This is a genomic window from Dysgonomonas sp. PF1-14 (assembly GCF_029892965.1).
Taxonomy (GTDB): Bacteria; Bacteroidota; Bacteroidia; order Bacteroidales; family Dysgonomonadaceae; genus Dysgonomonas.
Genome location: NZ_JARXWN010000014.1, coordinates 29,716 through 49,035, shown reverse-complemented (window position 1 = coordinate 49,035; position 19,320 = coordinate 29,716). Strand labels below are relative to the sequence as shown.

19 protein-coding genes and 1 tRNA gene are annotated in these 19,320 nt (G+C 39.7%); 6 read left to right on the top strand and 14 right to left on the bottom strand.

Features of this window, described 5'->3' with window-relative positions; genetic code table 11:
- Positions 1 to 134 precede the first annotated feature (134 nt).
- The 14 genes from M2448_RS15470 to M2448_RS15405 form a co-directional block, all read right to left on the bottom strand.
- Entirely contained in the window at positions 135 to 1,427 is a 1,293-nt protein-coding gene (locus M2448_RS15470) for a folylpolyglutamate synthase/dihydrofolate synthase family protein (protein ID WP_280647065.1), read from the bottom strand.
- 71 nt (positions 1,428 to 1,498) lie between these two features.
- A complete protein-coding gene (locus tag M2448_RS15465; protein ID WP_280647064.1) occupies positions 1,499 to 2,131 on the bottom strand; it encodes a chloramphenicol acetyltransferase in 633 nt (210 codons plus the stop codon).
- A complete protein-coding gene (locus M2448_RS15460) occupies positions 2,128 to 2,817 on the bottom strand; it encodes an HAD family hydrolase (RefSeq protein WP_280647063.1) in 690 nt (229 codons plus the stop codon). The genes M2448_RS15465 and M2448_RS15460 overlap by 4 nt, the downstream gene beginning before the upstream one ends.
- Before the next feature lie 17 nt (positions 2,818 to 2,834).
- On the bottom strand, positions 2,835 to 4,202 hold the full coding sequence (gene radA, locus M2448_RS15455) for a DNA repair protein RadA (protein WP_280647062.1): 1,368 nt from the start codon (positions 4,200 to 4,202) through the stop codon (positions 2,835 to 2,837).
- On the bottom strand, positions 4,196 to 6,040 hold the full coding sequence (locus tag M2448_RS15450; protein WP_280647061.1) for a trypsin-like serine protease: 1,845 nt from the start codon (positions 6,038 to 6,040) through the stop codon (positions 4,196 to 4,198). Before M2448_RS15450 ends, radA begins: the two co-directional genes overlap by 7 nt.
- A complete protein-coding gene (locus M2448_RS15445; protein WP_280647060.1) occupies positions 6,037 to 6,558 on the bottom strand; it encodes a shikimate kinase in 522 nt (173 codons plus the stop codon). The genes M2448_RS15450 and M2448_RS15445 overlap by 4 nt, the downstream gene beginning before the upstream one ends.
- A 134-nt stretch (positions 6,559 to 6,692) precedes the next feature.
- On the bottom strand, positions 6,693 to 8,411 hold the full coding sequence (gene arsA, locus M2448_RS15440) for an arsenical pump-driving ATPase (protein WP_280647059.1): 1,719 nt from the start codon (positions 8,409 to 8,411) through the stop codon (positions 6,693 to 6,695).
- Between the two features lie 94 nt (positions 8,412 to 8,505).
- Positions 8,506 to 8,859 carry an arsenite efflux transporter metallochaperone ArsD gene (gene arsD / locus M2448_RS15435; RefSeq protein ID WP_280647058.1) on the bottom strand — a complete coding sequence of 118 codons (354 nt, stop codon included), beginning with the start codon at positions 8,857 to 8,859 and terminating at the stop codon, positions 8,506 to 8,508.
- 11 nt (positions 8,860 to 8,870) lie between these two features.
- Positions 8,871 to 9,101, bottom strand: coding sequence for a thioredoxin family protein (locus M2448_RS15430; protein WP_280647057.1), 231 nt, complete (start codon positions 9,099 to 9,101; stop codon positions 8,871 to 8,873).
- Positions 9,102 to 9,112: 11 nt separating this feature from the next.
- A complete protein-coding gene (locus tag M2448_RS15425; protein WP_280647056.1) occupies positions 9,113 to 9,811 on the bottom strand; it encodes an aromatic aminobenezylarsenical efflux permease ArsG family transporter in 699 nt (232 codons plus the stop codon).
- Positions 9,811 to 10,230, bottom strand: a complete 420-nt coding sequence (locus tag M2448_RS15420; protein WP_280647055.1) for a nitrophenyl compound nitroreductase subunit ArsF family protein — start codon at positions 10,228 to 10,230, stop codon at positions 9,811 to 9,813. Before M2448_RS15420 ends, M2448_RS15425 begins: the two co-directional genes overlap by 1 nt.
- Before the next feature lie 31 nt (positions 10,231 to 10,261).
- Positions 10,262 to 11,296, bottom strand: coding sequence for an ACR3 family arsenite efflux transporter (arsB, locus tag M2448_RS15415; protein ID WP_280647054.1), 1,035 nt, complete (start codon positions 11,294 to 11,296; stop codon positions 10,262 to 10,264).
- Between the two features lie 80 nt (positions 11,297 to 11,376).
- The gene (locus M2448_RS15410; RefSeq protein ID WP_280647053.1) at positions 11,377 to 11,703 is read right to left on the bottom strand and encodes a metalloregulator ArsR/SmtB family transcription factor; all 327 of its coding nucleotides are present in this window, start codon (positions 11,701 to 11,703) and stop codon (positions 11,377 to 11,379) included.
- Between the two features lie 366 nt (positions 11,704 to 12,069).
- Positions 12,070 to 12,143: transfer RNA gene (locus tag M2448_RS15405), tRNA-Asp, on the bottom strand.
- Positions 12,144 to 12,552: 409 nt separating this feature from the next.
- On the opposite strand from M2448_RS15405, the gene M2448_RS15400 reads away from it, so the two are divergent.
- The 6 genes from M2448_RS15400 (at position 12,553) to M2448_RS15375 (ending at position 19,306) form a co-directional block, all read left to right on the top strand.
- The gene (locus M2448_RS15400) at positions 12,553 to 13,731 is read left to right on the top strand and encodes a carboxypeptidase-like regulatory domain-containing protein (RefSeq protein WP_280647086.1); all 1,179 of its coding nucleotides are present in this window, start codon (positions 12,553 to 12,555) and stop codon (positions 13,729 to 13,731) included.
- A 51-nt stretch (positions 13,732 to 13,782) separates the two neighbouring features.
- Positions 13,783 to 14,334 (top strand): RNA polymerase sigma-70 factor, encoded by a 552-nt coding sequence (locus M2448_RS15395; RefSeq protein ID WP_280647052.1) that lies wholly within the window; start codon positions 13,783 to 13,785, stop codon positions 14,332 to 14,334.
- On the top strand, positions 14,331 to 15,227 hold the full coding sequence (locus M2448_RS15390; protein ID WP_280647051.1) for a FecR family protein: 897 nt from the start codon (positions 14,331 to 14,333) through the stop codon (positions 15,225 to 15,227). Before M2448_RS15395 ends, M2448_RS15390 begins: the two co-directional genes overlap by 4 nt.
- A 24-nt stretch (positions 15,228 to 15,251) precedes the next feature.
- Positions 15,252 to 16,841 (top strand): carboxypeptidase-like regulatory domain-containing protein, encoded by a 1,590-nt coding sequence (locus M2448_RS15385; protein WP_280647050.1) that lies wholly within the window; start codon positions 15,252 to 15,254, stop codon positions 16,839 to 16,841.
- A 67-nt stretch (positions 16,842 to 16,908) separates the two neighbouring features.
- On the top strand, positions 16,909 to 18,141 hold the full coding sequence (locus M2448_RS15380) for a serpin family protein (RefSeq protein ID WP_280647049.1): 1,233 nt from the start codon (positions 16,909 to 16,911) through the stop codon (positions 18,139 to 18,141).
- Between the two features lie 271 nt (positions 18,142 to 18,412).
- Positions 18,413 to 19,306: a helix-turn-helix domain-containing protein gene (locus M2448_RS15375; RefSeq protein ID WP_280647048.1), complete on the top strand. Its 894-nt coding sequence runs from the start codon at positions 18,413 to 18,415 to the stop codon at positions 19,304 to 19,306.
- The last annotated feature ends 14 nt before the right edge of the window (positions 19,307 to 19,320 follow it).

Genomic DNA, 19,320 nt, shown 5'->3' with positions numbered 1-19,320 from the left:
CATATTAGTTGTCACGACTTTTAAGTCATGGAAAATTGATATATTGGATAATGACTTTAGTCGAAGTTACTTTGGCTAAAGCCTTTCTCCAACATTCCTTTTTCTCCTCCACTTAAAAGTGGAGGCAATTTGTATTACTTATATCCTAAATATTCCAAAGCATCGGCTACAATAAAGTTACTGCCTCCGATAAATATAAAGTCGTTAGCTGCAGCCCAGTCTTTAGCCGCCTGCACAGCTTCACCGACAGTAGCGTATGAGTAGCCTGTCAGGCCTTGCTTCTGAGCCAGTGTCTGTAACTCCCTTTCGTTCATCGAACGCGGTATAGATGCTTTTGTGAAATAATAAATGGCATTCTTCGGCAGCATAGCCAGAACGGCAGAAATATCCTTATCATTCACCATACCCAGTATGATGTGCAAAGTATGGCAGCGTTCGCTCGCAAGCTGTTCTACTATATATTTTATTCCGGCAGCATTATGGCCTGTATCACAGACTATCTTAGGGTTTATATCCTGGAGTATCTGCCAGCGTCCCATCAATCCGGTCAGTTCGTTCACGTATGCGAAGCCACTATATACAGCCTTCGATGGTATCACGTAGCCAACCTTTTGCAGTTCCTTAATGGCGCATAATACAGTAGCTGCATTCTTCAGTTGGGCATAGCCCGAAAGCTCCCCTTTAAGCTGTAAATAGTATTTCGTATCGAAGAGCCAGCCACTAGCTGTTTTCAGACTCGAAGTGATAATCTTTTCATCTTCGGCAAAGATTATAGGTGCTCCTACCCTTTCGGCTGTTTCTTCAAATACTGTACGTACTTCACCTTCGGCTTCTCCAATTATTACAGGTACATCTTTCTTTATTATACCCGCTTTTTCTCCTGCAATCTTCTCCAAAGTATTGCCAAGAAACTGCATGTGGTCGAAACTGATATTGGTTATAATGCTCAGATCGGGCGTAATTATATTTGTGCTGTCGAGGCGTCCGCCCAAACCGACTTCGACAACGGCGACATCGACTTCCATATCGGCAAAGTAGCGGAATGCCATCATCATAGTCAGTTCAAAGAATGAAGGCTGTACAGGCTCGAAATGCTCGCGGTGTTTTTCAACAAATTCCACTATATAATCTTTCGATATCTTCTCGCCGTTCACACGTATACGCTCCCTGAAATCGATCAGATGTGGAGATGTGTACAATCCCACTTTGTAGCCTGCTTCTTGCAATACGGCAGCAATGAGATGCGAAGTGGAGCCTTTTCCATTGGTTCCGGCTACATGTACCGTTTTATATTTACGATGTGGATGATCGAAATAATTGTCGAGTGTCAGGCTGTTGTCGAGCCCCTCTTTATATGCTGATCCACCTACCTTCTGATATACAGGTAGCCGGTTGTATAAATATTCTATTGTTTCCTCGTAATTCATTCTATAAAAATATAATAACCCACAAAAGGCTATAATTCAGGAATATATCATCAATTGCTTTCTACTATTTCTCAATCTGCCTGAATAAGATCGTTCAGGTTGTCCAGAAAGCGGGCAACATGGTAACCATCCATCAGTGCATGATTAGCCGTAACAGACACCGGAAGTTTCAAGGCAGCACCTTCTTTAAAAAGTTTCCCTGTCGATATTTTTGGGATAGAAAACTTCTTGCCAAACGAAGCCGGATGTTTCAGATCGGTAAACTGAATCCATGGCATCGGCGAATAGTGGATCACATCTTTCCGGTCGGTCTGCTCTTCGAATGTAATTCCGGTCAGGCTTTTTATCCGTTCCACCACTTTAGATCCTTCGCTGACAAAGGTATCTCTGTCAGTAAAATACTCCATTGTGGAAAAGCCGAATGTACCATCGGGTCTGCCTACTGTAGAAGAAGCATGGATAACATCGTAACATACAACATCGTCACCTTCTATCCTGTAGCGAAACTCTTCGGTCGCATTCGCCGCCTGCATTATTTTATGTAAGGAGAACAAAAAAAACGAGCTGTTTGTTCTCTTTGCCTCATTATAAACTGCTGTAAAATCTACATTGAAAGTAAGTCCGAACATCGGATCGTCGAAATCCTTAAAAAATTCGTAATGTTCTTTTCTTATCCAGGTATTTATGTCAATGATCTTATTCATCTTATTATTAAACTGCTCAAACTGCTAAGCGATTCCACCTTATAAAACTTATCATTCACAATATTTTCGTCCGCCACTTCATGCTTCCACATTGTATGGTATGGCACATAGGCAGCATACATACCGATGGACAATGGCGGGTAAATATCAGATTTCAGCGAATTGCCTACCATCAGTATATTTTCGGGCTGCGTATTCAGAGCAGATACAAGCTTACGGTATTCTTTTTCTGTTTTGTCGGGCATAATCTCTACATGATCGAAATACTTTGCCAGCCCCGAACGTACAAGTTTACGTTCCTGATCGAGTAAATCGCCTTTTGTGGCTACAACAAGTTTATATTTCTTACTGAAAGATGATAACGCCTCTTCCACACCATGGAGCAGCTGTATAGGCATATTGAGCAAATATTTACCTTTCTCAATAATCAGTGCTATCTTATCCGCAGAGATTTTATTACCACTCACTCTGAGTGCTGTTTCTATCATCGACAGCGTAAAAGCTTTTGCCCCATAGCCGTACAATTCCAGATTATTCATTTCTATATCGAACAGCGTGGAAGATATATGCTCCATATCGCCGTATTCGGTCAGCATGGTACATAATTCTTTTTCTATGCTCTGGAACAACGGTTCGTTGTCCCAAAGAGTATCGTCGGCATCGAATGCTATTATTTCAATATTCATTTAATCATAGTCTTTAACTAGCTGAACAACTGTCTGAAAGCCTCTTCTACTTTCCTCGCCTGAATAATTTCTATATTGACCTTCGATGTAAAGCCTTTCAGATTATTCTGGGGAATAAGGATTTTAGTAAAACCCAGTTTTTCGGCTTCCAATATGCGTTGTTCTATACGGTTTACGGGGCGTATCTCACCCGACAGTCCTACTTCGCCTGTCATACATACATGTTTCTCGATAGAAATATCGAGACTGGACGACAACACCGCACTGATAACCGATAAGTCCATTGCAGGATCATTCACTCTCAAGCCTCCGGCAATATTGAGGAATACGTCTTTTTGTATTAGTTTAAATCCGGCACGTTTCTCCAGCACTGCCAGCAACATATTCATACGTCGCAGGTCGAAGCCCGTAGCCGAACGCTGTGGCGTACCATAAGCGGCTGTACTCACCAGTGCCTGCGTTTCTATCAGGAAAGGGCGTATGCCTTCTATCGCCGCAGCAATAGATACACCACTCAGTCCTTCATGATTTTGTGTAAGCAATAGCTCTGAGGGGTTGCTCACTTCGCGCAACCCGTTCTGGCGCATTTCGTATATACCGAGTTCTGCCGTACTTCCAAAACGGTTTTTTATACTGCGAAGGATACGGTACATATAATGCAGATCACCTTCAAATTGCAGAACGGTATCTACAATATGTTCCAATACTTTGGGGCCGGCTATGCTGCCTTCTTTATTTATATGACCGATAAGTACAACAGGCGTACTCGTCTCTTTTGCAAACTTGAGTACGGCGGCCGAACATTCGCGCACCTGCGATACGCTGCCCGGTGATGATTCCACTGTATCGGTGTGTATGGTCTGTATAGAGTCTATAACCACAAAGTCGGGTTTCAGATTTTGTATATGCACGAAAATCTGCTCCAGATTGGTTTCGCAGACGATAAAGCAATTCTCACTGTTCGAATTGATACGGTCGGCACGTAGTTTGAGTTGTCGGGCACTCTCCTCACCCGATATATATAATGTCTTTATTGCATTCAGTCCCAGTACGGTTTGCAATACCAATGTAGATTTCCCGATACCCGGTTCTCCACCTATCAGTACCAATGATCCGGGAACAAGCCCGCCACCGAGTACCCTGTTGAGTTCGCCGTCGTGCAAGTCGATACGGGGTTCTTCACCCGTTTGTACATCTTTAAGCAGTAAAGGTTTGGCTTTGGGCGTCTCAAAAACATTCAGCCCGCTCTTAGCCGATGGCTTTTCTTTACTAATTACTTCTTCTACATATGTGTTCCATTCGCCGCAAACAGGGCATTTACCCAACCACTTGGGCGAGTCGTTGCCACAGTTACTGCAAACATATACTGTTTTGGTTTTTACCATAATATTTTTTCCCTCTTCGTAAGACCATTCACTGTCTTAATTTCTATAACATGAGCTGCACGGCGAATTAAATTCAGATTGATCGTATGCTCTTTTTCGCCTATATCTTTGCGGTCATACATTGTATTACCGTAAAGATTGATAAGCCTTACCCGGCTGATAGCATCGTCCGTATCGTACACGCTTACACGCAGATTCTTATTCTCGTCCAAAAAGAAATCTATATTCTGACGCACCTGTACATAGAGTTCTTTTGTCTTATTCCTTCCGTCTGTAATGGTCAGTACGGCATTACCCATATTTATGCCATTTATTGTAATCTCATTGCCTGATACACTCGCTGTAGCTATACGCTCATCAGCAGACGATATGCTATAGTTACCATTACCACTGAGAATGTTCACGACAGATGAAGACCTATAAATAACCTCTGCCTGTGTACGGTCTAAGACAAGCTCTTTATCTATGCTGTTGTTGTTATTCAGTCCAGCCAAGTTTTGCGCACCACTACCCAGCGGATCGAGGTATGTACTCATACGCAGGTTTGTGTCTGCCGATCTGTCGAAATGATACCAGAATTTGCCATAATAATCTGTCCCATCCGGATTTTCACACGAATTGCTTCCTCCCGAAAGGGTTCCTACTACCAATCCGTTCTGGTTGAATATAGCCGCACCGGAAGAACCTTTAGCAGTAGCTCCTTCCGAATAGTTAACCATCCAGAACGATTCTAACGGAGATGTGCTATCCCATCCTCCCGAACGTGGAGATTTATCGTATAATGTGATCTTTTTTATATCGCCTTTGGGGTGATGGAGTATTGCACCACTGGTCACACTATTTGTAGATGTCACCCTGTCCCATCCGTTAAAGTACACATCCCAGTAATCAGGAATAGTACCCGTCATCAACATCAGAGCACCATCACTTCCTCCATTCAGAGGATTAATGACTTTCACTTCCGCGCCTCTATGGTATTTATATGTAGGTCTCACACTGGTACAGGTAGGGGATTCATATTCAAAGAAAAAATGGAAATTATCGGACTGGGTAATATCTACATTTTCAAAACAGTGCGAAGCTGTCAATATGTAAGGTTTTTTATCTCCTGCCGTATTGTTTATAAGTGTTCCTGTACACAGGCTGAATATATCATCATTCCCACTGTCCTTTCTTTTCAGGCGAAGCCGTACAATGCCTCTTTTCTGGCTTTGCCACTGATCGCCCTGCGGACAGTTTACGTTGATCATGCATACATTATCCGAATGGTCGTATTCATCTTCTTTTCCGGACTGGTTGTCTTCGTATTTCAATCCTACATCCGCTATTTTTATACGGGGTTTTTCTGCTATTCCTGCGGATGCTACATATTCGAGCACTACATTGTCCCCTCTCAGGTTTTCGAGCGAGTAAGGACCGCCTTCCGGGTTATCCTCATGTTTGTATACTGTAGCTTCTTTCAGGTTATTACCGTTGTAAACATACAGGCGTGAACCTTCGGGCAAATAAAAGTCATCGAGACTAACGAAGAAGCCATTGGCATAAGGTGCTTCTATCTGTAGTTTCCATGTATTCTCAGATGAAGGCAACTTAGACCATACACCCAGCGTATCAGTATCTATCTTTAATGTGTATGATTTGGCTTCAATAAGCGGTTGTCCGCGTTTATTACTCAAGATATTGCTGACGGTGAATTTTGTTCTGTTAAAATCGACCTGTAAAGATACTTTAGACCTGTCTTCAGCTATTGTGTATTGTGTTTGTGAAATAAGCGGCATACCGTATGTAAACAATATTGCAGCACTTACAAAAAGTTTGTTCAAAAAATCAAATCTCATAATCGTTCTATTAATTGCCGTACATACCCCATTACGTCTTCGCGACTTACCAGTTCTTCGGTTTCAAATATTATCTCTGCCTGTGAATAGAACGGTTCTCTTTTCTCGAGGCTCTCTACAATGAATGCGTACAACTCAGCTTCATCTTTATCTTTTATCAACGGGCGTTTTTCTTTACATGTATTCAGTCGCGATGCCAATGCTTCGGGTTTAGCCTTTAGGTAAACAGTAGTGCCTACCCCGTTCATATATTCCATATTGTCGAAAAAGCAGGGAGCACCACCACCGGTAGCAATAACTACGTCTTCAAATTCTCCCACCTCTTTCAGTACATTACGTTCAATAACACGAAACTCATTTTCGCCCACATCCTGAAACAACTGACTAACAGTCTTTTGAAATCGAGACTGGATAAAATGATCAAGATCGATAAAATCGAGATTCAGCTCTTTTGCCAGTTCACGCCCGGCTGTTGTTTTACCGGCTCCCATATATCCTATAAGGAATATTCTTTTCATTTTTCAAAAAATCCGTTTAGCTATCGTACAAAAATAGGAATAAAAAAGCAAAGGCGATTATATCCTGTAACTTTATTATGCTTTCATATATATGTCTCGTCCTAAAAAATCGTTACAGTTTTTTTTAGGACTAGTCATACTTTATCTTTCCATTCAATTACGGCAAAATTACCTTTTGATATTTCATTCACTTTTTCTATCCATTGTATCTCACTTTGTGCCTTTGCTTTCAGGAACGGGCTGTTAGTCTGAGTAAGTAAGAGGCTCGAATTGACTACCCACCATTTATTTTTAATACCTGCACGCTGTAAATCCTGCTGTAAGCGTTGTGCCTCGAATACAGGCGTTGTTTCGGGCAGGGTAACGATAACTACTTCCGTTTCTTTCTCATTGCGTAAACGTGGCAAAAGGTTCTGAACGGCAGGGGTAATATTTCCCTGTGTACGCTCCACTTCCTTATGATAACTTTGGGTAGAATCTAATAATAACAAAGTATGCCCTGTGGGTGCTGTGTCTATTACCACTACTTCATTATCCGCTTTAGCCACAATTTCGGCAAAGGAATTGAAAACAGCAATTTCCTGTGTACATGGCGAACGTAAGTCTTCTTCGATATAGCTCAGGTCTGCATCACCCATTGTTTCCCTTGCCTTATCCAAAACATTCTTCTGATAGGCTGCCAATACCGCTTTTTCGTCTATATGGCTAACGGTGATACCGTTTACTTTTGTTTCGATGAAAGATAGATGGTTTGCAGGATCGGTAGTTGTCAGATGCACTTTTACACCTTTTTCTGCCAATCCTCTTGCTATATCCCCTGCAATGGTTGTTTTACCTACACCGCCTTTGCCCATTGTAAAGATTACACGTTTGTCCGAACTGTATAAGTCATCAATGATGTTATTTATGGTCTTAAAGTCATTTGTATTTATTTTTTTGTGTGTAACTTCTGATCGGACATCATTATTCAGCATATTACGTATATTATCAATGCCTGTCATATTGTAGGAACGAAGCGGAACTATATAGGTATTGAGTTTCAGCAAGGCTTCGGAACGGTTATTCAGTGCGCTTTGCTGTCGTTGGTATATCTGTTTTGATACCGTATCATTATCATCGTAATTTTCCAAAACTCCGTTTATAATCAGGTTTTGGGAAATAATATTCAAATCTAATAATTCATTGGATGAGCGTTCTACTTCTTTTAACGGGCTTTCATCGGGTCGACTTACGAGGATAAGCGTTGTTTGTTTACTATCAGATAATGTACTGACTGCATTTTTATATACTTCTTTCCTGTCTTCTAACCCAGATAGCTGACCTAAGCAGGATGCGCCTGTGGTATTTTCTGCTATAAAGGTATTCCAGGCAGACGGTAGTTGAAGCATCCGCAAAGTGTGCCCTGTGGGTGCTGTATCGAAGATTATAAAATCATAATTTTTTCTTTTTTCTTCATTGGTAATAAAGTCCGAAAACTCGTTGAAGGCTGCTATCTCCACAGTACATGAACCTGAAAGCTGTTCTTCCATATTCGTAATTACACTTTCGGGCAGTTTTCCCCTGAACGGTGCAATAACCGATTCCTTGTATTCGGCTGCTGCCTGTTCAGGGTCTAAGTTTACTACAGTCAGGTTAGGCACTTCTTTTATCTCTGTGCCTTTGTTATCCAAATCCATGTTAAAAACGTCCTGCAAATTAGATGCAGGGTCGGTACTTATTAAAAGAACTTTTTTCCCGTTATCGGCAAGGTTTACAGCTGTGGCACAGGCAATAGATGTTTTACCTACACCGCCTTTGCCTGTAAAGAATATGTACTTCGTTAAGTCAATACTTGAAGGATTATACTTTTTCATATCTTTTGTCTATTTAGTTGAGTTTTGAGATAATAAGCTCCCTTTCTGTTCTTTAAAAACAGATTTATTTGTTGATACAGAAAGGGTTTGAGATTTATTTTTTAACAGTAAGTTCTTCCTCTTTCACATTCAGCCATTCGGCTATCTGTGCATTTGACGGATATTGTTTTGTCAAGATTACTTCACCATCTAAAGTCGTGATAGGCAATACTTCTGCCGATTCTTTCATCAGGTATTCATTGATTACCTTATTATCGACATATACCTGTGGGTGGTCGCGTAGGTTAAACCTTTCAATAATAATCCCTTTCTTTTTCAGGCTTTCTATAACTACTGCTATACGCATTAATTCAGGGTCGATATTCACACCACACAATCCTGTCGGACAGCATAGTGCAGGGTCGTATATCTTTACCGCTTTGCGGGTATCTAATTTTAAATCTAACATCGCTTTATAATTTAATTGATTACTTGTTTTATTTCATCTTCGGTAGGTACATAGCCTTTTATTTTTACTTGACCATCAACAACTACGGCTGGAAGTGACATGATGTTGTATTTTACTATCTCCAGTATATCCTCTTCTTTCTTCAAAGTTGCTGTGCTCTTTGTATCTGCAATTACTTTGGCTACCCTGTCATAGGTTGTTTTACATTTGGCACAACCTGTACCCAATACGATAATTTCCATATCTTATTCTTCTATAAATTCATTACTATATAATATATTCCCACTATGATAAATACAGCCGAAACAATACGCCTAAACCATACTTCAAAGCTTTTCATTCTGTTGTAGAACTTGCCCACATTCGACATACTGTAAGCTAATAAATAAGCGATAATAATAACGGGCAGACCTGTTGCAATAGCAAATATAGGCGGTAGAAGCAAGCCTGATGCACTGCTGATTGTCATAGGTATAAGCACACCGAAATACAATACACCACTATAAGGGCAGAAAGCCAAGGCAAACAATACGCCCAAAAGAAAAGCGTTCAGATAGTTCTTTTTCATTTTCTTTTCGCTGACTTTCGATGTGAGTTTACTTAATGCAGGTATATTGAATTTGATTACATCTAACATCAATATGCCAATTATAATTAAGGCTATTCCCAGATACAGACCGCTAATGTTTTGCAGCATTTTGGCTACCTGGAATTTACTTGCACCAAAATAGAATAGCACTCCTAAAGCTGTATAACTGAAAGTACGCCCAAGTGTATAGAATATACCATTGAAAAGAACACGTTTTTTGTCGGCTATATCTTTACTCAAATAGGCTGTCGCCGTTATATTAGTAGCTAAGGGGCAAGGACTGATAGCTGTCATTAAACCCAGTATAAAGGCTGTAAGTACAGGAATATCCGAATTATCTACTATCTGTTGAAGGAACTCCATTAGTTAATACGTTTATTAACTTCTTCTTTTATAAGGTCGCTTAATACATCAGGGTTATTTACGGCATTGGCAAAAGCCTGCTCTGTAATATCAACGGAATTTTCGCCTTTGGCTATTATCAGAGCGTTCCACGATACTTCATATTTATTCACCAAATCTTCAAACTGTTTGTTGCTTGTATCAATTTCGATGAATTTTACTTTGTCATTGCCCGAATAAGTTTCTTCGATGGTTTTTTTCGCCAAATCACCTACGGCTATACAGGTTTTACAGCGTTGTTTACCATGAAAGTAATAGATATCCACAAGCGAAACGTCAGCCGTTGCAATGGTTTGGTTTTCCGCTTGTTTATTTTCTGTCTTGCTACCACAAGCGACAAAGAATACAGCTAAGAAAAGGACTAAAAGACTTTTGTTCATACGATTAATGATTTGTTCGTTTTATATGGTATTACTTATAATATTTCTTTTTCAGCCAAAAGGCAATATTTACCAAAAGGATAAGTACAGGCACTTCGACAAGTGGCCCGACTACACCTGCAAAGGCTTGTCCGCTATGTAAACCAAATACACCAATAGCGACTGCAATAGCCAGTTCGAAATTGTTGCCTGTGGCTGTGAAAGCTATCGAAGCGTTTTTATCATAGGATGCGCCCATTAATTTACCTGCAAAGAAGCTAAGAAAGAACATTACCACGAAATAGATAAGCAGTGGTATGGCGATACGCACCACATCTAACGGTATTTGTACAATTAATTCGCCTTTCAGGCTGAACATTAATACAATAGTAAATAATAGAGCTATAAGAGTGATAGGCGATATGGCAGGGATAAACTTTTCTTTATACCATTGTTCTCCTTTGATTTTAACCAATATCAGACGACTAAGAATACCCATGAGAAAAGGAATACCTAAATAAATAGCCACTGTTTCTGCTATCGTGCCAATGGATATATCCACTATCACACCTTCAAAGCCAAATAAAGGAGGTAATTTGGTTACGAATATCCAAGCGTAGAAACTGTAAAAGAATACCTGAAAGATACTGTTCAGGGCGACAAGACCTGCGCCATATTCGGTGTTACCTTCTGCCAAGTCGTTCCACACGAGCACCATTGCGATACATCTTGCAAGACCTATGAGAATGACACCAACCATGTATTCGGGATAGTCGTGTAAAAAGAGAATAGCAAGTAAAAACATTAATACAGGGCCGATAATCCAGTTAAGAATTAACGAAATAGATAATATCTTTACGTTTTTGAATACTTTCGGCAGTTGCTTATAATCCACTTTTGCCAGTGGTGGGTACATCATCAGTATTAGACCGATTGCCAAAGGTATGTTTGTTGTTCCGCTCGACATGGAATCTATATTGCTGCTGAAAGAGGGTACAAAATACCCCAATCCTACACCGATAGCCATTGCAAGGAATATCCAAAGGGTTAAGTTCTTATCCAAGAAACTCATTTTTCTTTTACTCATTGTAGTTTACATTGTTAATCCGTTCGTATTATACAAAACCACATCCATTCGCAATAACACGAACAATAAGGATAAATTTTTTATTTATTGTCGCAAACTTCTTCATTATTGATAGCAACAAAGAAAGAAGAAAACATATTTTTTGCTTTTTCCCAGTTCTCATGATTAATACAATATTTGACTGTCGGCAGTGTAATTGTACCGCGTATTAAGCCTGCATCTTTTAATTCGTTCAGATGCTGTGACAACGTACTTTTGGCAATAGGTAGTATTTCCGACATATCACCATGATAACAACATGATTGATTGGCAAGCATTTCCAAAATAGCTATACGAATAGGATGCCCCAATGCTTTTGCAAAGCGTGCAAGCTGTTCCTGTTCGGCTGTAAGTTCTTTCTTTGACATATCATTTTATATTTATCGTTCGCAAATATACGAATAGATTTTTAATTCGCAAGTTTACGAACGAATATTTAACAAAAAGATATAAACGGATATTTTTAGTTATTCAGATAAATGGAAAAGAATGCGAAATGTACTTTTCATAAACTCATTTTTTAATGTTACAAAATTACTGATAACTAAATAGAAATGAATTTTATGCGCTATTCCAAATTAGGTCAACATCCTGCCAATCTTGGACAAACTGCACCCCCTTCGTGTTTTTTCAAAAAGGGGGTACATTTTTTTACGTTGATCCCAAATTTGCACGACAGATGCACGACACTAAAAGAAAAACCTTGACAATCAATCGATTATCAAGGCTTTAAGCGGTATGGACGGGACTCGAACCCGCGACCCCCTGCGTGACAGGCAGGTATTCTAACCAACTGAACTACCACACCATTATTTGAACTTGCATTTTCTCTCAAATGCGATGCAAAGATAGGATAAGCATTTCAATCCTGCAATAGCTTTGAGAAGATTTTTTAATATAAAATTTCAATCTCCTGCATTTCAAGGATTTGAAAATGGAAGAAAAATCACAAAATTGTGGATTAGGTAGAGTTTAGCTAAAAAGATTTTAAATAAAATTCATATAGATTTCAATATTACAGGAAAATTATATTGATTTCTCAGTAAAATACTTTTAAGCTATTAGGGTTTTTCTATCTTCACCGATCTTAATAGTAGAAACCGGTTAATTTTCTAAATCACTTAAATCACACAGAAATGAAAACAATATACCTCAAAACAAAACGGTTGACTCTTTTACTGTTCGCATCGGCTGCATTTATTTCCATACAGGCGCAGATGTCATACACAACCATCAGCGGAGTGGTAAAAGATAAGAGAACCAACAAGAAACTGGAATATGTAACCATTACAGTTCCCGGAACCAGCATAGGAACGATAACCAATGCCGACGGCACATTCTCTATTAAAGTGAATGACTCACTACAGGCAGAAGTTCTCGAACTGCGACACATCGGCTACTCTAATCTGAGATTTCCGATAAAAGAGCAAATAGGCAGAGATGTAACCATATATATGACCTCTAACAGCAACCTGCTGAAAGATGTGATAGTGACACCTAAAGATATGGATGCACGCAAGGTAGTGCAAAGCGCGATACAAAAGATAGCAAACAACAACAGTCAGGCAACGAATCTGCTGACAGGATTTTATCGCGAAACAATTCGGAAAAGGCGCAATTATATAAACATATCCGAAGCTATCATCGATGTGTACAAAACACCATATACGCAAGGTGTAGCCGACGACAAAGTACAGGTATATAAAGGACGCAGAATACTCAGCCCGAAACCCGGTGATACCATTGCCGTTAAATTCATTGGTGGGCCAAACCTTTCCATCTTTCTCGATGTTGTAAAAAACAGGGATGTCCTTCTCGATGTAGAATCGCTGCCACTTTATAAATTCAAATGGGAAGAATCGGCTATGGTAGAAGAACGTCCACACTATGTTATCAGTTTCGAGCCACAGGCAATAGTACCTTACGCCTTACATTACGGAAAATTTTATATAGATCAGCAAACACTTACTTTCTCTCGCGTTGAATTCAGTCTCAGTATGGATGACCGCAACAAAGTGACACGAATGATATTACAGCGCAAGCCGTTCAATCTGCGCTTCAAACCCGAAGAAGTGTCATATATAGTTACTTATAAACTGGAAAACGGAATCAGCTACCTCAACTATATAAGAAACGAAGTACGATTTAAGTGTGACTGGAAAAGAAAACTATTCTCGACTGGCTATACCATCGTATCCGAACTGGTGATTACAGACCGGAAAGAAGGCAATGTAGAGAAAATACCGAACAAACTGGCTTTCGACAGGAAAAACTCATTATCAGATAAAGTAAGAGACTTTTACGATCCCGATTTCTGGGGCAATTATAATATCATAGAGCCAACTGAATCGCTGGAAAATGCAGTCAATAAATTGAAGAAGCAACAGAACAAATAACCGGTAAAAATTCATATATTTGATATTGATATTGTCTGAAATATAAGAATTATGCTGAATGATCTGATTGCATTCAAGAAGATAAAGGAAGGGGATATAGGCACGTTTGAGGAGGTCTTCCGGCGTTACTATGCCCCTCTTCATCTCTATTCATTCAGCATAACAGGCCGCAGGGATATATCGGAAGAGATAATACAGGATCTCTTTTATACCATCTGGAAAGACAGGGAGAATCTCAACATTCTCCGTTCGGTAAAAAACTATCTTTACGGAGCTGTCAGAAATCGCTCACTACAGTACATCGAACACCGCAATGTACAAGAACGCCACAAGGAAGCAACCCTGTATCAGGAAAATGAATTATACGACCCTACCCCTCACGAGCAACTGGAATACAAAGAACTGGAAGAAGTGATAAACCGCACTCTGGAACAACTCCCCGAACGCCGCCTCAAAATATTCAGGATGCACCGCATGGAGGGTAAAAAATATAAAGAAATAGCCGACTACTTCTCTGTATCGGTAAAAACTGTAGAAGCCGAAATGACTAAGGCATATCAGATATTGCGACAAGAAATAGAAAGATATACACATATATTATGACTTTAGATAATAAAAACGATAAGTTCACCGATCAAGCCTGGAATAAGCTCTACAGCCGCTTAGAACAAAATGGCTTGCTTGCAGACGCAACATCCGCATCCGAAGATCGGGGAAACATCATACACGAAGAAGCCAGAGAATCGATACAATTGATAGAAAGTATCGGGCTGAAATGGGTAATAAGCATAGCAGCCATCCTCACAGGTGTATTTATACTAGTACATATACTGTCCGACACCATCCCCGACAGGAAAATGTTTACCCTGCATAACGAGAAAGACGCCCCTACCCTTGTCACCACACTCGAAGACGGTTCTGTGATGTACATATCGGAACTCACTTCGATACAATATCCAATACACTTCGAGGCTGATAAGCGTGAAATAAACCTGCAGGGAGAAGCATTCTTCGAAATCAGCAAAAACAAAGACCGGCCGTTCTTTATAGATACCGAACTGGCTACAATAGAAGTACTGGGTACAGCATTCAATGTAGACAGCAAAGACAAATCCTACTTTTCATTATCCGTAAAGCATGGCGAAGTAAGGGTTACTATGAAAGAAAACAGCCGGTCTGTCAATGTAAAAGCCGGAGAAAGAGCATTGATACAATCGGGACAATTACGAACAGAACAATTTTCGGAAACTCATCTGTTCGACAGTTATTTCCGGCAAATACGATTCAAAGACGAACGGCTGGCCAATGTGATACATGCTATCAACATGAATTCAGATTCGGTACAACTGAAAGTATCGCCCGCCCTGGAAAACAGGTTGCTGACAATGACCATAACGAACGATTCGCCCGACACGACGGCAGAACTTATTTCGATGGCTCTCAATCTGCAACTAATCAGGGAGAAAAATGTTATAACAATAGTTGAAACGAAGTAATACATTTTCTTATTTATCTATACCATGTGCGGAACGGCTGAAAATACTTTTCATCGTTTATCTGTCTGGTTACTACTACTTTTCACAGTAGTATCGTTACAGGCAGACGATGGCAGTGTGCTGAACCGCAAAGTTAAACTCACCAAAAGCAAAGGGACAATCTATCAGCTTATCGATCAGGTATCGAGGCAATGCGGTTATCTCTTCATCTACGATAGCCAGATAATAGACAATGACAAAACGGTAAAGGTACGTAAGGGTGAATATACTGTCCGCGAGGCCATTTATACCATTACAGAAAACCGCAATCTCAGGATAAATGTAGTAGGAAATCACATCCTGCTACGTACGGCTGCCCCACAGAGCACATCTGTAACGCCGCCCACTACTAAAGCTGACATCATCGACAATAAACACTTTACACTCGAAGGCACACTTATCGACCGTATCACCAATGAGCCTATTATATATGGTACAGTAGGTATCAGCAACAGTACAATAGGTACAGTATCGAATCTGAACGGCGAGTTTAAACTTACGCTACCCGATTCCCTCAGGCAACACCCTGTCAAATTTTCCCATGTGGGCTATCAGACTCAGGAAATAGAAGCCTCGCTGCTTGCAGAACAGAATATAAAATTATCGCTCGATCCCAAAATAGTTTCCCTACAGGAAGTAGTAGTGCGTGTAGTAGATCCGTTAGCCGTAGTCAACGACATGCTAAGTAAACGCGTGCAGAATTATCCGTCAAAGCCATCGCTTATAGCTGCATTTTACAGGGAAGGCATCGAAATGAAAAACACAAACATAGACATGACCGAAGCTGTATTGCAGATTTATAAAACAGAATACAACAGAGCGACAAAGATAAACATGGATCAGGCAAGACTCGTAAAAATGCGGCGAATTACCAACAAACAGTTGACTGATACCATTCTTCCAAAAATGAAATCGGGAATAGAATCGTGCCTGATGCTGGATCTGGTAAAGAATCTACCCGACTTTCTCGAAGACGACAGAGAAGCCTATTTCAACTTTAGCCATTCCGATATCAGCATAATAGACGACAGGCGTGTAAATGTTATCTCTTTCGAACAAAAAGAGCACGTAAAAAATCCTATATATAAAGGAAAACTGTTTATAGATACCGAAAATTCAGCCTTAGTAGAAGCCCATTTCGAAATCAACCCTAAACACATAGAAAAAGCGACAAGCATGTTTGTCGAAAAAGTAAATTCGAAAGTAAAACTCACCCTTCAGCGTGTAGAATATATTGTAACATATCGTCCGGGCGGAGACGGTATATATTATATAAACCATATTCGCGGAGATATAAGGTTCAACGTGAAACCTAAAAAACTATTTTCATCCGGCTATCCCCTGCATCTGTGGCTGGAAATGGTAAGCTGCAAAACCGAATCGAATGAAAACATAAAAGGCTTTCCGCGTAAAGAGAGGTTATCGCCAAAGAAGATATTCTCCGAAACGAAATATCGTTACGACAGTGATTTCTGGGGCAGTTTCAATATCATATTGCCCGAAGACAGGCTGAAAAAGTCTATTTTGAACAATCTGAACGAGGTTATTGAAACCATTCCGTCAGAAAATCAATAACTATATGCAGCTTTTTGATCAATAAGTGCATCAATGCTATAGAACATCAAATAAAATTATGATTACGATGAAACTTATTTCGAGATTCCTCTTTATTACACTTCTACTTTTTACGGCAGCATGTTCATCCGACAATGATAACAGCAACTATCCGGATGCTAAACCGATAGTACTGAAAACGGAGTTTAACAATAAACTGCAAAACAGCGGCCGTTTTGCTATCGACCTGTTTAATGCCACCTATCTGCACGAAACCAAGACTAACATTTTCATATCGCCACTCAGTGTAGATATGGCACTGGGTATGGCATGGAATGGTGCGAACGGTGAAACCGCAAACGAAATGCAGGTTGCATTGCGCAATGAGGGTTATACACCCGAGCAGATAAATGAATATGCAAAAACCCTGCGTGAAGCACTGCTTAGTGTAGACCCCACTACCCAACTCAGGATAGCTAACTCTATATGGTATAAAACAGGATTTAGTGTAGAAAAATCATTTATAGACGTAAATCGTCTGAACTATAATGCCGAAGTCAACACTCTCGACTTCTCTTCAGGCGATGCTGTTACACGTATCAACAATTGGTGCGCTGATAATACAAATAACAAGATACCGCAAATCATTGAATCTATTTCCGATGATATGGTAATGTACCTCATCAATGCTGTCTACTTCAAAGGAATATGGAGATCGAAATTCGACAAGAGTCAGACAATTGACATGGACTTTACTACCGAAAACGGTACAGTACAAAGTGTGAAAATGATGAGACAAGAATCATTATTTCCTTATACCGAAGACCTGAATGCACGTTATCTGGAAATGCCGTACGGAAATAATGCTTTCAGCATGGTAGTCATACTACCGCAAGATGGTAAAACATTGGACAATGTTATTCATACCCTGAACAACAACTCATGGAATGAAGCCATAGACCGGCTAAGTGCACGCGATATAATTCTCAACATCCCTCGCTTTAAGGCTGAATGTGAATATAAAATGGAAAAAAAGATTTTACCTGAGATGGGTATGACGCTAGCTTTTCAAGCCGGTATGGCAGACTTTACAAAGATCAATCCGGCAGGTGGATTGTCCATTTCGGAAGTGATACATAAAACCTACATAAATGTAGATGAAGAAGGTAGCGAAGCAGCGGCAGCAACATCGGTAGGATTTGAATATACATCAGTACCGTCTACAACCAGATTTACTGTAAACGAACCATTCATTTTTGCCATTAGAGAGAAAAGTACAGGCGCCATTTTGTTTATCGGCAAAATAGGTGAAATAGAATAAAACAGGAGTAAGCCCAGAACAAATGAGAGAGTCCGGCCTAAAAACCGGCTCTTTTTGTTTTTATTATTTTTTTATACAATTTAATATAATAAATTTTATTACTTTTGTATCAGTATAAAAACACTATACAAAATACACAATAAACAGAGAGTTTAATAATTAAAGGAAATCCAGTACCAAATAACCGAAATATTATACCATAAGTCGACTATCTGAAATCTTTAAAGAAATAATCATATATTTGTATAGGTTTTACTGAAGACTACCTGAAATGGTTAGCGAAAGCATTTACGAAGATAGGGACAAGACACTATTGAATGAGACAATCTATACGCTGGACGACGATTTTAAGATATTTATCAATTCAAAATCAATCTCCATCCCCAAGTCTCCAATCTATCATCCGATGGGTATATTAGGTATTTGTCTTGAAGGAAATGCTTCAATAAAAGTACATCAGCAGGAATACCGCATCGAAAACGGCGGACTACTGGTAATACTACCCGGACAGGTAATCTCCTTAAATACGAAGAGTAACGATTTCAGGATAAGTTATTTCATTATATCCGAGTCGCTTATAAATGATGTATTGAGTGGAATATCGCGATTATCGCCTCTCTTCTTTATACATATACGTAAAGAATACTATTATAAGCTAGCTAAAGATGAAATATACCGGTACAATGAATATCACAATCTGATATACAGTAGGTTAACTTCCGGAAATGATTCGTTTCAGAAAGAGTTCATAGTAAACACACTACGGCTCTTTTACTTAGATCTTTATAATAATTATAAAAACAGTCTGTTGTCGCCGGATTTTGCTCGCGATAGTAGAAAGGAACAGTTAGCATACAGTTTCTTCCTGTTGATAATGAAGCACTATAAGGAAAATAGAGAGGTGACATTTTATGCAAAAAAGCTCTTTATTACACCAAAATATCTTTCGGCAGTTATCAAAGAGGTGAGTGGCAGAGCAGCAAAAGACTGGATTACAGAGTATATCCTGTTAGAGATAAAGTCATTACTAAAGACTTCGCCTCTGAACATACAGGAAATAGCAGTAAGAACTAAATTTTCGAATCAGGCTTCATTAGGTCGGTTTTTCAGAAAGCACACAGGCGTGTCCCCATCCGAATACCGCGTATTGGATGAACCAGATTAGAAAAAGGAAGATAT

Coding starts and splice junctions, on each gene's coding strand:
- M2448_RS15470 (WP_280647065.1), bottom strand. CDS start 1,427: ATGAATTACGAGGAAACAATAGAATATTTATACAACCGGCTACCTGTA.
- M2448_RS15465 (WP_280647064.1), bottom strand. CDS start 2,131: ATGAATAAGATCATTGACATAAATACCTGGATAAGAAAAGAACATTAC.
- M2448_RS15460 (WP_280647063.1), bottom strand. CDS start 2,817: ATGAATATTGAAATAATAGCATTCGATGCCGACGATACTCTTTGGGAC.
- radA (WP_280647062.1), bottom strand. CDS start 4,202: ATGGTAAAAACCAAAACAGTATATGTTTGCAGTAACTGTGGCAACGAC.
- M2448_RS15450 (WP_280647061.1), bottom strand. CDS start 6,040: ATGAGATTTGATTTTTTGAACAAACTTTTTGTAAGTGCTGCAATATTG.
- M2448_RS15445 (WP_280647060.1), bottom strand. CDS start 6,558: ATGAAAAGAATATTCCTTATAGGATATATGGGAGCCGGTAAAACAACA.
- arsA (WP_280647059.1), bottom strand. CDS start 8,411: ATGAAAAAGTATAATCCTTCAAGTATTGACTTAACGAAGTACATATTC.
- arsD (WP_280647058.1), bottom strand. CDS start 8,859: ATGTTAGATTTAAAATTAGATACCCGCAAAGCGGTAAAGATATACGAC.
- M2448_RS15430 (WP_280647057.1), bottom strand. CDS start 9,101: ATGGAAATTATCGTATTGGGTACAGGTTGTGCCAAATGTAAAACAACC.
- M2448_RS15425 (WP_280647056.1), bottom strand. CDS start 9,811: ATGGAGTTCCTTCAACAGATAGTAGATAATTCGGATATTCCTGTACTT.
- M2448_RS15420 (WP_280647055.1), bottom strand. CDS start 10,230: ATGAACAAAAGTCTTTTAGTCCTTTTCTTAGCTGTATTCTTTGTCGCT.
- arsB (WP_280647054.1), bottom strand. CDS start 11,296: ATGAGTAAAAGAAAAATGAGTTTCTTGGATAAGAACTTAACCCTTTGG.
- M2448_RS15410 (WP_280647053.1), bottom strand. CDS start 11,703: ATGTCAAAGAAAGAACTTACAGCCGAACAGGAACAGCTTGCACGCTTT.
- M2448_RS15400 (WP_280647086.1), top strand. CDS start 12,553: ATGTCATACACAACCATCAGCGGAGTGGTAAAAGATAAGAGAACCAAC.
- M2448_RS15395 (WP_280647052.1), top strand. CDS start 13,783: ATGCTGAATGATCTGATTGCATTCAAGAAGATAAAGGAAGGGGATATA.
- M2448_RS15390 (WP_280647051.1), top strand. CDS start 14,331: ATGACTTTAGATAATAAAAACGATAAGTTCACCGATCAAGCCTGGAAT.
- M2448_RS15385 (WP_280647050.1), top strand. CDS start 15,252: ATGTGCGGAACGGCTGAAAATACTTTTCATCGTTTATCTGTCTGGTTA.
- M2448_RS15380 (WP_280647049.1), top strand. CDS start 16,909: ATGAAACTTATTTCGAGATTCCTCTTTATTACACTTCTACTTTTTACG.
- M2448_RS15375 (WP_280647048.1), top strand. CDS start 18,413: ATGGTTAGCGAAAGCATTTACGAAGATAGGGACAAGACACTATTGAAT.